This is a genomic window from Amaricoccus sp. (genome assembly GCF_036846665.1).
In the GTDB taxonomy this organism is placed as follows: Bacteria; Pseudomonadota; Alphaproteobacteria; order Rhodobacterales; family Rhodobacteraceae; genus Amaricoccus.
Genome location: NZ_DAIUBO010000095.1, coordinates 1 through 13,901 on the forward strand (window position 1 = coordinate 1; position 13,901 = coordinate 13,901).

At 71.7% G+C, this 13,901-nt stretch carries 14 protein-coding genes and 1 tRNA gene; 13 read left to right on the forward strand and 2 right to left on the reverse strand.

Annotated elements, in window-relative coordinates:
* Both V7050_RS10830 and V7050_RS10835 read right to left on the reverse strand, forming a co-directional pair.
* Positions 1–1,077, reverse strand: a 1,077-nt coding sequence (locus V7050_RS10830; protein ID WP_324410531.1) for a cation:proton antiporter, incomplete at its 3' end; no start/stop codon positions are given.
* A gap of 20 nt (positions 1,078–1,097) precedes the next feature.
* Entirely contained in the window at positions 1,098–2,183 is a 1,086-nt protein-coding gene (locus V7050_RS10835) for a polyheme membrane-associated cytochrome C (RefSeq protein ID WP_324373681.1), read from the reverse strand.
* Between the two features lie 195 nt (positions 2,184–2,378).
* On the opposite strand from V7050_RS10835, the gene V7050_RS10840 reads away from it, so the two are divergent.
* The 13 genes from V7050_RS10840 to V7050_RS10900 all read left to right on the forward strand — a co-directional run bounded on the left by V7050_RS10840 (position 2,379) and on the right by V7050_RS10900 (position 13,895).
* A complete protein-coding gene (locus tag V7050_RS10840) occupies positions 2,379–3,641 on the forward strand; it encodes a hypothetical protein (RefSeq protein ID WP_324370671.1) in 1,263 nt (420 codons plus the stop codon).
* The gene (locus tag V7050_RS10845; RefSeq protein ID WP_324373682.1) at positions 3,638–4,465 is read left to right on the forward strand and encodes an RnfABCDGE type electron transport complex subunit D; all 828 of its coding nucleotides are present in this window, start codon (positions 3,638–3,640) and stop codon (positions 4,463–4,465) included. The genes V7050_RS10840 and V7050_RS10845 overlap by 4 nt, the downstream gene beginning before the upstream one ends.
* Positions 4,458–5,258 (forward strand): NADH:ubiquinone reductase (Na(+)-transporting) subunit C, encoded by an 801-nt coding sequence (gene nqrC / locus V7050_RS10850; protein ID WP_324368906.1) that lies wholly within the window; start codon positions 4,458–4,460, stop codon positions 5,256–5,258. Before V7050_RS10845 ends, nqrC begins: the two co-directional genes overlap by 8 nt.
* Entirely contained in the window at positions 5,258–5,914 is a 657-nt protein-coding gene (locus tag V7050_RS10855; protein WP_324368903.1) for an NADH:ubiquinone reductase (Na(+)-transporting) subunit D, read from the forward strand. Before nqrC ends, V7050_RS10855 begins: the two co-directional genes overlap by 1 nt.
* Positions 5,911–6,513 (forward strand): NADH:ubiquinone reductase (Na(+)-transporting) subunit E, encoded by a 603-nt coding sequence (nqrE, locus tag V7050_RS10860; protein WP_324368902.1) that lies wholly within the window; start codon positions 5,911–5,913, stop codon positions 6,511–6,513. Before V7050_RS10855 ends, nqrE begins: the two co-directional genes overlap by 4 nt.
* Positions 6,510–7,730, forward strand: a complete 1,221-nt coding sequence (nqrF, locus tag V7050_RS10865; protein WP_324368900.1) for an NADH:ubiquinone reductase (Na(+)-transporting) subunit F — start codon at positions 6,510–6,512, stop codon at positions 7,728–7,730. Before nqrE ends, nqrF begins: the two co-directional genes overlap by 4 nt.
* 2 nt (positions 7,731–7,732) lie before the next feature.
* Positions 7,733–8,704, forward strand: coding sequence for an FAD:protein FMN transferase (locus V7050_RS10870; protein WP_324368898.1), 972 nt, complete (start codon positions 7,733–7,735; stop codon positions 8,702–8,704).
* Between the two features lie 12 nt (positions 8,705–8,716).
* A complete protein-coding gene (gene nqrM / locus V7050_RS10875) occupies positions 8,717–8,890 on the forward strand; it encodes a (Na+)-NQR maturation NqrM (protein ID WP_324368896.1) in 174 nt (57 codons plus the stop codon).
* Positions 8,887–9,321, forward strand: a complete 435-nt coding sequence (locus tag V7050_RS10880) for a CBS domain-containing protein (protein WP_324368894.1) — start codon at positions 8,887–8,889, stop codon at positions 9,319–9,321. The genes nqrM and V7050_RS10880 overlap by 4 nt, the downstream gene beginning before the upstream one ends.
* A complete protein-coding gene (locus tag V7050_RS10885; protein ID WP_324368892.1) occupies positions 9,318–10,037 on the forward strand; it encodes an ABC transporter ATP-binding protein in 720 nt (239 codons plus the stop codon). The genes V7050_RS10880 and V7050_RS10885 overlap by 4 nt, the downstream gene beginning before the upstream one ends.
* Positions 10,031–12,397 (forward strand): ABC transporter permease, encoded by a 2,367-nt coding sequence (locus tag V7050_RS10890; RefSeq protein ID WP_324368890.1) that lies wholly within the window; start codon positions 10,031–10,033, stop codon positions 12,395–12,397. Before V7050_RS10885 ends, V7050_RS10890 begins: the two co-directional genes overlap by 7 nt.
* 4 nt (positions 12,398–12,401) lie before the next feature.
* Positions 12,402–13,643, forward strand: coding sequence for an efflux RND transporter periplasmic adaptor subunit (locus V7050_RS10895; protein WP_324368888.1), 1,242 nt, complete (start codon positions 12,402–12,404; stop codon positions 13,641–13,643).
* A 176-nt stretch (positions 13,644–13,819) separates the two neighbouring features.
* A tRNA-Gly gene (locus V7050_RS10900) sits at positions 13,820–13,895 on the forward strand.
* Positions 13,896–13,901: the final 6 nt, after the last annotated feature.

Below are 13,901 nucleotides of genomic sequence, written 5' to 3' on the forward strand. Positions count from 1 at the left end.
GGCAAGGAGGGGCGGGCCGAAATCGGAAAAGCGCTCCGCGGCGACCAGCGCAATCCCGTTCTCCACTCCGGTTTGCGGCATCAGGGCGAGCCGGGTCAGCCGGCTCTCGCGCCCCGGCAGCCCGGCGAGGCTCCCGCCGAGCCAGCCCCCGAGGATCCGCGAGGCGAAGCGCAGGACCACATAGGCGATGCCGGCGAAACCCATCCCGGCCAGATCCGTGGTCTCCAGCGAGGCCCCCGCCATGACGAAGAAGAGCAGCATGAACGGCCATTCGATGCGTTCGATCTCGTGGATCGGGCGCTCGTGATGGCTGGCGAAATTGACGATGGTCGCCCCGCAGACCATGCCGGCGAGCAGGAAGGAGAAGCCGAGCTGGATCGCGAGGCCGGCGCAGAGAAAGACCAGCCCCAGCGCCTCGATCAGCGTGGGCTCGCCGGGCTTGATGCGCCCGGTCAGGTGGGCGGCCGGAAGCCCGATAGCCAGCCCCAGCGCCACCGCGCCCCCCGCCTCGCGCAGGCCGAGCAGGACATGGTCGCCCGCCTCGCCGCCGGTCATCACGCTCGCGATGGTCAGCACGATGCTGAAGGCGATCAGGCCCCAGGCGTCGTCGATGGCGACGATGCCGAGCAGGTTGGTCGGAAACCGCCCCGTGGCTCCGGATTGCTGCACCACGTCGCGTGTCGCCGCGGGATCGGTCGCCGCCGAGATGCCGCCGAGCAGCAGCGCCGAGGCGATCGGCACGCCGACGAGGATCAGCCCGAAGGCGATCACCAGCACCGAGACGATCACCACGGTCAGCGAGATGAGGATGATCTCGCGGCCATGGGCGCGCAGGGTGGAGGGCTCGAGCGCGCTGCCGAGCAGGAAGGCCACCATGGTGAGCGCCGTCGGCGCGAGCAGGTTGCTCGCCCCGTCGATGCCCGCCGGCAGCAGGTCGAGTACCGGCGGCCCGACCACGGCGCCGAGCATGATCAGCAGCGTGACCCGCGGCACATGGACCCGGCGGCCGAAGGAATCGAGCGCGAGCCCTGCCAGGAAGAGGATGCCGAAGGCGATGAGGAACTCCGGCGACCCCATGGCTCAGCGATCCGCCGCCGTCACGGACGCGTCATGCCGCCCATGTCGATGTCCACCTTCTGGGACAGATTCTCGAGGCTGTCGTAGGTGATCTGCGTGGCATAGCGCGGGTTGTGGGCGAAGGCCCCCGGATCCTTCGCCACGAACTGGTAGTTGTAGGCGGCCCGGAGCAGCCGCGGCGTCCAGCTGGCATAGCGGTTGGGAAAGACCGCCTCGTGCTCCCCGACCGCGCCGTCGCCGTTGGCGTCGTTGAAGAAATACGGGTAGACATGGGCATCATAGGCGATCGGCGTGCCCGCGACCGCCGCGGCATAGGCCGCGATCCCCTGCCCGAGGCGCTCGTGCAGCGTGGCGACCTCGCCCGCCACACCCTCGGTCACGTCCCCGTCCCCGTCGAGATCCGCGGTCCCGGTGCGGATGGCGGAGATTGTCTCGCTGGTCTTGTGGCAGGCGACGCAGCCGGTCATCGCCACTTCGAGCGAATGCGGGTTGTGGCAGCCGGTGCAGCTGTTGAGGGGCGCCGGGTGCACGAAGCGCTCCACATAGGTCTTGCCGTCGTATTGATAGCCGCCGCGCACGGCAGCGCCGAACAGCGTCGCCGCCGCGGCACGGTAATGCACGTTGATGAAACCGAGATCGGCCGAGACCGCGTCGTCCTCCATTCCCGCCACGGCCGCGGCGACGCTGTCGCCCGATTCGCGCCCCTGGTGGCAGACCGTGCAGACGCTCGAGGTCCCGAGCCCGGCGACGGTCACGCCGGAGGGAAAGGTGATCGATTCGAGCGCCACGGCGGCCGGATTGTGGCAGGTCGCGCAATCGACCGGCGCCCCGGTTGCCGCGGGATGGTCCACGACGCCCGCGGCACTGCCGTCCGCGCCGACGAAATCGATGAAGCCCGGACCGGAATGGCATCGCGCGCATTCCACCTCGACCGCACCCTCCTCGTTCCAATGGGTGAAGGCCTCCGCATCGCGCTTGGCATGCGGCGAGGCGAGCCAAGCCGCGACGATCGCCGAGAGGTTCGGCGGCACCTCGGCGGAAACCGGCAACGGAGCCGTCGCGACGAACACCAGTGCCGCGGCCGCGACGACGTTTCGCAAGGTCATGCCGGGACTCCCTCTCGTCTCGCCGCGTGTTTCGGCGGTTTCGCATGGCGATATGTGCAGGGACGATACCGCCGCGCCGCCGCCCCGGCTTTGATCGAGGTCAAGGTGCCGTCGCACCGCTTCCCGCAGCCTCGGAGACGGATTCGGCCATCATCCCGATCCTCCCGGTCGGCGCCGCGTGATTGAAGGACAGGAATGCTTTTCTCGATCAGGAAGGGCTACGATCCCGCCCTGCCCGGAGCGCCGCGGCAGAGCGTGGAAGACGCCGCCCCGGTCGGATCGGCGGCGATCCTCGGTGCCGATTGCCCCGGGCTCCGGCCCGCCCTCGCGGTCGCGGCCGGCGATCCCGTCCGGCGCGGCCAGGTGCTCTTCACTGACCGCAGGCACCCGGCGATCGCCTATGTCTCGCCGCTCACGGGCGTGGTCGAGGCCATCGACTTCGGCCCCCGCCGGACGCTCTCGGCCATGGTGTTGCGCCGGACAGCGGAAACCGGCCCGGAGGATGGGGCCGGACCGCCCGCGCCGACGGGCGATGCGCGCGAGACCCTGCTGGCGCGGGGTCTCTGGCCGGCCTTCCTCGCACGGCCCTTCGGAAGGGTGCCCGCGCCGGACGGGACGCCTGTGGCAATCCTCGTCAGCGCCACCGACAGCAACCCGCTCGCACCCGACCCGCGCGTCGTGCTCGCGGACCGCCGCCCCGCCTTCGACCGCGGCCTCACCGTGCTCGCGGCGCTGACCGCCGGGCCGGTCTTCGTCGCCCAGCCGCCCGGCGCCGGGCTCGCCGCCGCGGCCGGGGACCGGATCCGCGCCGTCGAGATCTCCGGCCCGCATCCTGCCGGGCTTCCCGGCGCGCAGCTCTACCGCCTGCGCCCCGAGATCGGACCGGGCAAGGTCTGGACCATCGGCTATCAGGACGTGGCCGCCATCGGCCATCTCTTCGCGACCGGCGACTATCGCTCCGAGCGCGTGGTCGCGCTCGGCGGCCCCCGCGCCCGCGACCCGCGGCTGGTCCGCACGATCATGGGCGCGAGCCTGCGCGACCTGACCTCCGGAGAGGTCGCGCCGGGTGGGCGCGGCGGCTTCGCCCGCATCCTCTCGGGATCGGTGCTGGCGGGACGCGAGGCGGCCTGGCTCGGCCGCCACCACCACCAGGTGACGATCCTCGACGCCCGGCCCGAAGCCCGGCGCCTTTCCCTGCCCCGGTGGCTCGGGCGGTCCCGCCGGGGGCCGCGCCCGCTCATCGCCAGCGAAAGGCTCGAGGGCCTGCTGCCCTTCGGCATCCCGCCCGTGCCGCTGATGCGGGCGCTGGCGGTCGGCGACAGCGAAACCGCCGAGCGCCTCGGCGCTCTCGACCTCGTCGAGGAGGACGTGGCGCTGCTCTCCTGCTTCTGCACCAGCGGCGCGGATTACGGCCGCCTGCTGCGGCGCGTCCTCGACGAGCTCGCCGAGGCCGCATGAACCCGCTCACCCTCTCCGCTGCTACCGATGCGGCGCCCTTCCTGCGCGGCCGCTGGGAGCCGGCGCAGGTCACCCTCGCCCAGGCGGCCGCGCTGCTGCCCCCGCTCGCCGTGGTGCTGGTCGCGGGCGGCGGCCCGCAGGCGCTGCTGCTCGCCACCGCCCTGGCGGTGACCTTGTTCTGGGAGACGCTCTTCGCGCTGCTGCGCGGGCGCGCCTGGAGCTGGCACGGCGTCACCACGGCGCTGGTCGTCGCGGTCATGGTGCCCGCCGGCGCGCCGCTCTGGCAGCCGGCGCTGGCGCTCTCGCTCGGGGTGGTGCTGGGCGAGCTGATCTTCGGCGGCAGGGGCTTCGGCTTCCTCGCCGCCGGCGTCGTGGCGCTCGCCTTCCTGCGCTACTCCTTCGCCGCGATCCCCTTCGCGGGCGACGGCGGCGCGGTAGCGATTGCCACCCTCCCCGGCACCGCGCTGCTGCTCTATCTCCGGCTGATCTCCTGGCGCGTCGCCCTGGCGGCATTCCTCGGCTTCGCCGCCGCGAGCCTCGTCACCGGCCAGCCGCTCGACCCCGGGGCCACCGGCGCGAGCCTCGCCTTCGGCCTCGTCTTCCTGATATGCGACCCCTTCGGCGCGGCCTCCACCAATGCCGGGCGCTGGCTCTACGGCGCGCTCGCCGGCGGGCTCGCCGCGGCCTTCGACACCGCGCCGGGCGCCGCGGTCGCGCCCGAGGCGATCGTCTTCGCCGCACTGCTCGCCAGCATCTTCGCGCCGCTCCTCGACCATGCCGCCGTGCTCGTCATCGCCCGGATCCGGAGGCGCCGCCATGGCTAGCCCGATCGCGGCCTGGCGCCGCTTCCTCGCCCGCCCCAACAACGACCGGGTCAAGACCCTCGGCATCGCCTTCATCGTCGCCTTCTGCGCGGCACTCCTGGTCTCCACCGCCTCAGTGCTGCTCAAGCCCCGGCAGCAGGCACATATCGAGGCGGCCCGCCAGGCGCAGCTCGACCGGATGCTCGACACCCTGCCGGGCCTGCGCGACTTGATGCTCGAAGCCGGGGTCGACGCGCTCCAGACCCGGCTGGTCGATCTCGGGACCGGCAGCTTCGCCACCGGAATCGACCCCGCGACCTTCGACCTGCGCGCCGCCGCCCAGGATCCGGCGACGAGCATCGACCTGCCGCCCGAAGCCGACATCGCCGGGCTGAAGCGCCGCGCCACGCTCGCACCCGTCTACCTGCTCGAAAGCGAGGGGGCGCTGAAGGTGATCGTCCTGCCGGTGGAGGGCGCGGGCTACCAGTCGACGATCCGCGCCTATCTCGCGCTCGAGGCCGACCTAAACACCATCGCCGCCCTCACCATCTACGAGCAGGGCGACACGCCCGGCCTCGGCGCCCGCATCGCCGAACCCGCCTGGGCCGCGCTCTGGCCCGGCAAGCAGATCGCCGACGAGACGGGCGAGGTCGTCATCTCGGTGGTGCGCGGCCAGGCGACCGGACCCTTTGAGGTCGACGGCATCGCCGGCGCCACCCGTACCAGCAACGGCGTCAACGACATGCTGCGCTTCTGGCTCGGCCCCTACGGCTACGGCCCCTTCCTCGAGACGCTGAAGGCGGAGGGACTCTGATGTCACTGATGCGCCATGTCACCGCGCCGCTGATCGCCAACAACCCCGTCACGCTGCAGATCCTCGGCATCTGCTCGGCGCTCGCGGTCACCACCTCGCTCGCGACGGCGCTGACCATGTCGATCGCGCTGACCGCCGTGCTCTGCGCCTCGGCGGCGATCATCAGCGCGATCCGCAACCACATCCCCGCCTCGATCCGGCTGATCGTGCAGATCACCATCGTCGCGGCGCTGGTGGTGGTCATCGACGAATTCCTCAAGGCCTATGCCTTCGAGATCAGCGGTCGGCTCTCGATCTTCGTCGGGCTGATCGTGACCAATTGCCTCGTGCTGGGCCGCGCCGAAGGCTTCGCCATGCACAACCCGGTGTTGCCCAGCGTGCTCGACGGCCTCGGCAACGGGCTCGGCTACAGCCTGATCCTGCTCGTCGTCGGCGCGATCCGGGAGCTTCTCGGGGCGGGCACGCTCTTCGGACAATCGGTGCTGCGCACCACCGCCGAGGGCGGATGGTTCGAGCCGCTCGGCCTCATGGCGCTGGCGCCGAGCGCGTTCTTCATCCTCGGCCTGCTGGTCTGGGCGATCCGGAGCTGGTGGACGGTCCAGAACGAGGCCCCCGACTTCGCGCTCAAGTCCGCGCCGGAGGCGCCGCGGCAATGACCGAGATCTTCCTCTCCGCGATCCTCGAAGACAATCTCGCGCTGTCGTTCTTCCTCGGCCTCTGCACCTTCCTCGCGGTCTCCAAGCGCTTCGAGACCGCTCTCGGCCTCGGGATCGCGGTGATCGTGGTGCAGACCATCACCGTCCCGCTCAACAACCTGATTTTCAACGGCCTGCTCGTGGAGGGCGCCTGGGCCTGGCTGGGGCTGCCGGAGGTGGATCTGAGCTTCCTGAAGCTGATCGGCTTCATCGGCGTGATCGCGGCGATGGTCCAGATCCTCGAGATGACCCTCGACCGCTACATGCCCGCGCTCTACCGGGCGCTGGGGATCTTCCTGCCGCTGATCACGGTCAACTGCGCGATCCTCGGCGGCAGCCTCTTCATGGTCGAGCGGCGCTACGATTTCGCCGAGGCGCTGGTCTATGGCCTCGGCAGCGGCATCGGCTGGGCGCTGGCGATCGTCGCCTTCGCGGCGATCCGCGAGCGGCTGCGCTACAGCGACATGCCCGCAGGCCTCCAGGGGCTCGGCGGCGCCTTCCTGATCACCGGCCTAATGTCGCTCGGCTTCACCGCCTTCGCCGGGATCGGCGGCCAATGAGCGAGATCGCCCTCGGCATCCTGCTTCTGACCGGCCTCGTGCTGGCACTGACCGCCATGGTCATGCTGGCGCGCTCGGTGCTGATGCCGGCCCGGCCGGCGCATGTCACCGTGAACGGCCGCACCGAGCTCGCCACCACCACCGGCACCAGGCTGCTCGGCGTGCTGAACGGCGCCGGCATCCTCGTGCCCTCGGCCTGCGGCGGCGCCGGCACCTGCGGCCTCTGCAAGGTCCGCGTGACCGAAGGCGGATCCGAGGCCCTGCCCACGGAAGCCGCCCGGCTGACGCGGGCCGAGCTTCGCGCCGGGACGCGGCTCGCCTGCCAGATCACCCTGCGCGGCGACATGGGCATCGCGGTCGAAGACGACCTGATGGGCGCGGAGGCCTTCACCTGCACCGTGGCCTCGGCGCGATTCCTGACCCCGCTGATCCGCGAGATCGTGCTGGAGATGCCGCCGGGCCGGTCGCTCGAGCTCACCGCCGGATCCTTCCTGCAGGTCACCGCACCGCCCTACGCCCTCTCCTTTACCGATCTCAAGATACCGCCGGACCATGCCCCGGCCTGGGAACGGCTCCGGCATTTCAGCATCGCGACCGAGGAGCCGGTCACCCGCGCCTATTCGGTCTCGAACCGACCCGAGGACACCGACGCAGGCAGGATCGTGCTCAACATCCGCCTCGCCCTGCCGCCGCCGTCCGTGGCCGAGGCCCCGCCCGGCATCGTGTCGAGCTGGCTTTTCGCGGTGAAGCCGGGCGACCCGGTCGGCGTCTCCGGGCCTTACGGCAGCTTTCACGCCCAGCCGGGCGAGCGCGAGATGGTGCTGATCGGCGGCGGCGTCGGCATGGCGCCGCTCAGGGCCATAATCTTCGACCAGCTCGAACGCCGCGGAGCCGTACGGCCCATCAGTTACTGGTACGGCGCCCGCAGCCGGACCGAGCTCTTCTACGAGCAAGAATTCGCCGCGCTCGCCGAACGGCACCCGAACTTCCGCTGGACCGTCGCCCTCTCCGATCCGAATCCCTCCGACAATTGGGACGGCCCGGCCGGATTCATCCATGCGGTGGTATTCGAGGACTACCTCCGGAACCACCCCTCGCCGGAGAGCTGCGAATACTACCTCTGCGGCCCGCCGCTGATGATCCGCGCGGTGCTGGCGATGCTCGACAGCGTCGGGGTCGACAAGGAGAGCATCTTCAACGACGATTTCGGGATATGAGCATGCGATGCGACAGACGCGGCTTTCTTCTCGGCGCGGGCGCGTTCCTCGCGGGCGGAACCCTGCCCGCCCGTACCGGGGCGAGCCGGATCCTCGGCGGCCCCGCCTTCGGCAGCTACTGGCGCGCAGTGCTGCCCGAGGGCAGCGATGCCTCGGCTGCCGGCGCCGCCATCGAGGCGGTCGTGCGAAGCGTGGATGCCGCCATGTCGCCCTACCACGCCGATTCGGAGATCGGCCGCTTCAACCGCGACATCCGGCCCGGGCCCACGACGGTTTCCGCGCCGACCCGCGCTGTCGTCGCCGAGGCGCTCGCGATCGCCCGGCTGACCGGCGGCGCCTTCGACCCGACGGTCGGCCCTCTCGTCGCCCGCTACGGCTTCGGTCCCGTCGCGGGCATTGCCGGCGGGCTCGACACGCTGTCGGTGCTTGCGGATTCGATCGAGAAGACCGCCGGCGGAACCACGCTCGACCTTTGCGGCATCGCCAAGGGCCATGCCCTCGACCGCGCCGCCGCGGCGCTCGCGGCCCTGGGCATCGCCGACGCGCTCGTCGAGATGGGCGGCGAGATCCATGCCGCCGGCCGCCACCCCGAGGGCCCTGCCTGGCAGGTGGCGGTGGAGGCACCGGGGTCCGACGGCCCGCTAAAGGTCCAGCGCATCGTGACGCTCGCCGACGAGCGCATGGCCACCTCCGGCATCGCGCCGAACGGCTTCCGCGAGGGCGGCCGCAGCACCACGCATATCATCGACCCGCGGTCCGGCCGGCCCCTGGCCGAACGGCTCGCCGCGGTCTCGGTCATCGCCCCCTCCGGCGCGACGGCGGATGCGCTCGCCACCGCGCTCATGGTGCTCGGCGAGGAGGAAGGAATGGCACTGGCCGAGCGCGAAGGGATCGCGGCACTCTTCCTCGTCAGCGACGGACCGGGGCTGCGCGAGGTCATGACCGACCGCTTCCGCGCCCGGATCCTGGCCTAGGAGGGCGGAACCATGGGCACCTTCCTCCTCGGCCTCCTCGTCACCCTCCTCGCCCTCGGCGGGCTCGCGCTCGGGGTGATGCTGGGCCGGCCGCCGATCAGGGGATCCTGCGGCGGCCTCGCCTGCATCCGCGGCGCCGATTGCGCGGGCTGCCCGGAACGCCGGGGCAAGAGGCAGCAGCCGTGACCGGACATTCCCACGTCAGTGACATCATGACCCGCGATCTGGTGACGTTGTCGCCCGGCACCGAGATCAACCAAGCCATGCAGATCCTGCTCGACCGCCGGATCTCCGGGGCGCCGGTCCTCGACGACCAGGGCTGGCTGGTCGGGGTGCTCTCCAAGAAGGACTGCCTGCGCGCCGCCCTCTCGGCCAGCTACTTTCGCGAATGGGGCGACACCGTGGCCAATTACATGACGAACCCGGTCGAGACCCTCGATGCCGATCTCGACATCGTCGCCGCCGCAGAGGCCTTCATCGCCAGCGCCTACCGGCGCTTCCCGGTGCTGCGCCAGGGCAGGCTCGTCGGCCAGGTCAGCCGAACGGACGTGCTGCGCGCCCTCGCCGAGCAATGGGACGGCCCCCGGTCCGTCAGGGCGGGGCCCTCCGGCTCGTGAGCCCGGGAAACGACGGCGCCGCCTTCGCGACGCAGGGCCTGACCAAGACCTACGGCGCCGGGCCGGCGGCGGTGCATGCGCTGCGCGGCGTTGACCTCGAGGTGCCCGCGGGCGAGATGGTGGTGCTGCTCGGCCCCTCGGGCAGCGGCAAGTCGACGCTCCTGAACATCCTCGGCGGCCTCGACCGCGCCACCGCCGGCTCGGCCCGGTTCCGCGGCGCCGAGCTGACCACGATGAGCGACGCGGCCCTCACCCGCTACCGCCGCCATCACGTCGGCTTCGTCTTCCAGTTCTACAACCTCATGCCGAGCCTGACCGCGCGCGAGAACGTCGAGCTCGTCACCGAGATCGCCGACGATCCGCTGGACGCGGCCGAGGCGCTCGCCCTCGTGGGCCTCGAAAGCCGCCTCGACCATTTCCCCGCCCAGCTCTCCGGCGGCGAGCAGCAGCGCGTGGCGATCGCCCGCGCCGTCGCCAAGCGGCCCGAGGTGCTCTTCTGCGACGAGCCCACGGGCGCGCTCGACAGCACCACCGGCCGCGCGGTGCTCCGCGTGCTGCAGGACGTGAACCGCGAGACCGGCGCCACGGTGATGATCGTCACCCATGCCGCGGCCACTGCCGCCATGGCGCATCGGGTGATCCATTTCGCCGACGGCCGCATCCGCGAGGTGGCCGTCAACGCCGAGCCCGCGCCGGCGGAGGCGATCGAATGGTGAGCCCGCTCGACGCCAAGCTCGGCCGCGACCTCTGGCGCATGAAGGGCCAGGCTCTGGCGATCGCCGTGGTCGTCGCGCTCGGCGTGCTGATGCTGGTGATGATGGACGGCCTGGTGAACTCGCTGACCGAGACCCGCGACGCCTATTACGAGCGCTATCGCCTCGCCGAGGTCTTCGCGCCGCTCAAGCGCGCCCCGGACCGGGTGCTCGACTACCTCCGGGCGATCCCCGGGGTCGCCGCGGCCGAGGGACGGGTGACCGGCGGCGCGCTGATCGACCTGCCCGGCCTCGCCGTGCCGGCCCGCGCGGAGGCGATCTCCCTGCCCGCCCACGGCCCGCCGCGGCTCAATGCCGTGCATCTCGCACGCGGCCGGCTGCTCGACCCGACCCGACCGGACGAGATCCTGCTGCTCGAGGGCTTCGCGACAGCCCATGGGCTCGAGCCCGGCGACCGGATCGCGGCGACCATGAACGGCGCCCGGCGCGACTTCCGCATCGCCGGCCTGGTGGAGGCGCCGGAATTCCTCTTCTCCGCACCGCCGGGGGAGCTCATGCCCGACGACAGCCGCTTCGCGGTGATCTGGGTGAACCATTCGGCGCTGGCCGCAGCCTATGACATGGACGGCGCCTTCAACGAGGCGCTCCTGTCGCTGACCCGCGGCGCGGAGACCCGGGCGGTGCTCCGCGCCGCCGACCGCATCCTCGAACCCTATGGCGGCCTCGGCGCCTACGGGCTCGAGGACCAGGTCTCGAACCGCTTCATCACCGAGGAGATCGCCGGGCTGGTGGTGACCAGCCACGTGGTGCCGCCGGTCTTCCTCGCCGTGGCGGCCTTCCTGCTCAACATCGTCGTCTCACGGATGATCCGCGCGGAACGCGAGCAGATCGGCCTCTTGAAGGCCTTCGGCTACGCGAGCTTCGAGGTCGGCCTGCATTACTTCAAGTTCATCATGGCCATCGCCGTGGGGGGTGCCGTGCTCGGCTGCCTCTTCGGCGTAATCGGCGGGCGCAGCCTCGCGACCGTCTACCAGATCTACTACAAGTTCCCCTTCCTGGTGTTCCGGGTCGATCCCGCGGCCTTCGTCACCGGGGTCGCGGCCAGCGTGCTCGCGGCGGCGGCGGGCGGCCTCCTCGTGCTGCGCGGGGTCTTCACCCTGACGCCGGCGGTGGCGATGCGCGCCGCCGCCCCGGCCGATTACAGCCGCTCCGCGGCGATGGGCGGGATCCTCAGGACCCTGCTCGACCAGCCGAGCCGCATGGTGCTCCGCCGCATCGCCCGCGAGCCGCTCCGCACCCTGCTCGCGGTGATGGGCATCGCCGCGGGCATGGCGATCTCGGTGGCCATGGTCAATGTCACCGCCGCCTTCGACATCACGGTCGAGCGCAACTTCACCCTCGTCGACCGCAGCGACGTGACGCTGGCCTTCATCGAGCCCCTGCCCGACCGCGTCATCCACGACCTGCGCCGGATCGCCGGCGTGATCGAGGTCGAGCCCTTCCGCAGCGTGCCGGCGGTGCTGCGCAACGGCCCGCGAAGCTACCGCGGCGGCATCAGCGGCCTCGTGGCCGAGCCGCGGCTCAACCGCGCCGTCGGGGCGGATCTCGCACCGCTCCCGATCCGCGAGGACGGCGTCCTGCTCGGCTCGGCGCTGGCCGAGCTGCTCGGCGTCGCACCGGGCGACCGCCTGGAGATCGAGGTGCGCGAGGGCCGCCGCCCGGTGATCGAGGTGACCGTCGCGGGGGTGGCGGAAACCCTGATCGGCTCCCCCGCCTATATGCGCATCGAGGCGCTCAACCGGGCGCTGAAGGAGCCGGGCCGCGTCTCCGGGGCCTGGCTGCGCATCGACGCGGCGCAATCGGGGGAGATCTTCCGCAGGCTCCGGGGCATGCCCGCCGTCGCCGGGGTGACCGTCGCCACCGAGGCCCGCGCGGCGCTGGAGAAGGTGATGGATTCCGGCGCCGGTGCCGTGCGCTACCTGATGACCGCGATCGCGGCGGTGATCACCTTCGGCATCGTCTACAATTCCGCCCGCATCGCCTTCGCCGAACGCGCCCGCGACCTCGCCAGCCTGCGGGCCATCGGCTTCACCCGGGCCGAGGCCGCCTTCGTGCTCCTGGGCGAGCTGGCGGTCATCATCCTGCTCGCCCTGCCCATCGGCGCGGTGCTGGGCTATTTCATGGGCGAGGCCGTCTCCGCGGGCTTCAGCACCGATCTCTACCGGGTGCCGGCGCTCTTCGTGCCCGAGGGATACGGCGCGGCGGGGGCGGCGGTGATCCTGGCGGGCGCGGTTTCCGGCTGGCTGGTCAAGCGCGACGTCGACCGGCTCGACCTGGTGGCGACGCTCAAGGCGAGGGAATGATCCGATGGCCCGCAGACGTTCGCGCCACTGGCTGACGCTCGCAGCCGCCGCCCTGATCGCTGCGGCACTCGCCTGGGCCTTCTGGCCGCGGCCGGTGCTCGTCGATCTCGGCCGGACCCTGCGCGCGCCGATGACCGTGTCCATCGACGCGGAAGCCAAGACGCGGGTGCGCGACGCCTATGTGGTCTCCGCCCCGATCGCCGGCCGCCTGCAGCGGGTCGAGGTCGAGCCCGGCGATCCGGTCGAGGGCGGCGTCTCGGTGATTGCCCACATGCTGCCGACCAATCCCGCCGTTCTCGACATCCGAACCCGCGAGCAGGCGCTCGCGGCGATGACCGCGGCGGAAGCGGCGCTTCGGGCCGCGCGGGCCGATCTCAGCAAGGTCATGGCCGACAACGACCTCGCGCGCGCCGATCTCGCGCGCACCGAGGCCTTGCGCGAAAGCGGCACGGTCGCCCAGGCGGTTCTCGACCGCGCCGAGCGCGAGGCCCGCGCCGCCGCCGCCCAGCAGGACATGGCGGAGGCGGCGATTTCCATGCGCGAGGCCGACCTCGCCAATGCCCGTGCGCGGCTGATCGACTTCACCGACCGCACCGACCCGGGCTCCGGCCCGGCCCTCGGCCAGGAGGCGATCCCGCTCCGCGCCCCGATCACTGGCCGCGTGCTGCGGGTCATGCAGGTGAGCGAGACGACCCTGCCCGCGGGCGAGCCGATCCTCGAGATCGGCGACATCTCCAACGACCTCGAGATCGTCGCGGAACTGCTCTCCAGCGACGCGGTGCGCGTCGCCGCCGGCGACCGGGTCATCATCGACGATTGGGGCGGGCCGCGCCCGCTCGACGGTATCGTCCAGCGCGTCGAGCCCTGGGGCTTCACCAAGTACTCCGCCCTCGGGGTCGAGGAGCAGCGCGTCAACGTCATCATCGGCTTCACCGGTCCGCCCGAGGAACGCTCGAGCCTCGGCCACGGCTTCCGCGTAGAAGTCGGCATCGTGGTCTGGGAAGATCCCGACGCCCTGACCCTGCCCTCGAGCGCCCTCTTCCGCGATGCCGGCGGCTGGGCGGTCTTCGCGGTCGAGGACGGCCGCGCCCGCCTCACGCCGGTGGAGATCGGCCACGACAACGGCATCGAAGCCGAAGTGCTCGGCGGCATCGGCGCCGACACCAGCGTCATCCTCTATCCCGGCCCCTATCCCGGCCCCGGCCTCGCCGACGGAACCCGCGTGGCGAAGCGCAAAATCGGCTAGCGAGCCTTCCCGCCCCTGCCCGCCGCCTCGCCCCAGGTTCAAGCCGCAGGAAGGAGAACAGGCCACGCCCCGCGCGGCCCGATCGCCACGGGTCGATCGGGCTCGGCACACCGCGGCCGCGGCCCTCGCGCACGGCCTTGACCGGCTCCCGAATTCGGCATACTCGACCCCATGGCGCGGGTGTAGCTCAGTTGGTAGAGCATCAGCTTCCCAAGCTGAGGGTCGCGGGTTCGAATCCCGTCGCCCGCTCCAGGAAAT

What these genes read in the sequence shown, in the direction of transcription:
- V7050_RS10835 (WP_324373681.1), bottom strand. Translation starts at nt 2,183, where the DNA reads ATGACCTTGCGAAACGTCGTCGCGGCCGCGGCACTGGTGTTCGTCGCG.
- V7050_RS10840 (WP_324370671.1), top strand. Translation starts at nt 2,379, where the DNA reads ATGCTTTTCTCGATCAGGAAGGGCTACGATCCCGCCCTGCCCGGAGCG.
- V7050_RS10845 (WP_324373682.1), top strand. Translation starts at nt 3,638, where the DNA reads ATGAACCCGCTCACCCTCTCCGCTGCTACCGATGCGGCGCCCTTCCTG.
- nqrC (WP_324368906.1), top strand. Translation starts at nt 4,458, where the DNA reads ATGGCTAGCCCGATCGCGGCCTGGCGCCGCTTCCTCGCCCGCCCCAAC.
- V7050_RS10855 (WP_324368903.1), top strand. Translation starts at nt 5,258, where the DNA reads ATGTCACTGATGCGCCATGTCACCGCGCCGCTGATCGCCAACAACCCC.
- nqrE (WP_324368902.1), top strand. Translation starts at nt 5,911, where the DNA reads ATGACCGAGATCTTCCTCTCCGCGATCCTCGAAGACAATCTCGCGCTG.
- nqrF (WP_324368900.1), top strand. Translation starts at nt 6,510, where the DNA reads ATGAGCGAGATCGCCCTCGGCATCCTGCTTCTGACCGGCCTCGTGCTG.
- V7050_RS10870 (WP_324368898.1), top strand. Translation starts at nt 7,733, where the DNA reads ATGCGATGCGACAGACGCGGCTTTCTTCTCGGCGCGGGCGCGTTCCTC.
- nqrM (WP_324368896.1), top strand. Translation starts at nt 8,717, where the DNA reads ATGGGCACCTTCCTCCTCGGCCTCCTCGTCACCCTCCTCGCCCTCGGC.
- V7050_RS10890 (WP_324368890.1), top strand. Translation starts at nt 10,031, where the DNA reads ATGGTGAGCCCGCTCGACGCCAAGCTCGGCCGCGACCTCTGGCGCATG.
- V7050_RS10895 (WP_324368888.1), top strand. Translation starts at nt 12,402, where the DNA reads ATGGCCCGCAGACGTTCGCGCCACTGGCTGACGCTCGCAGCCGCCGCC.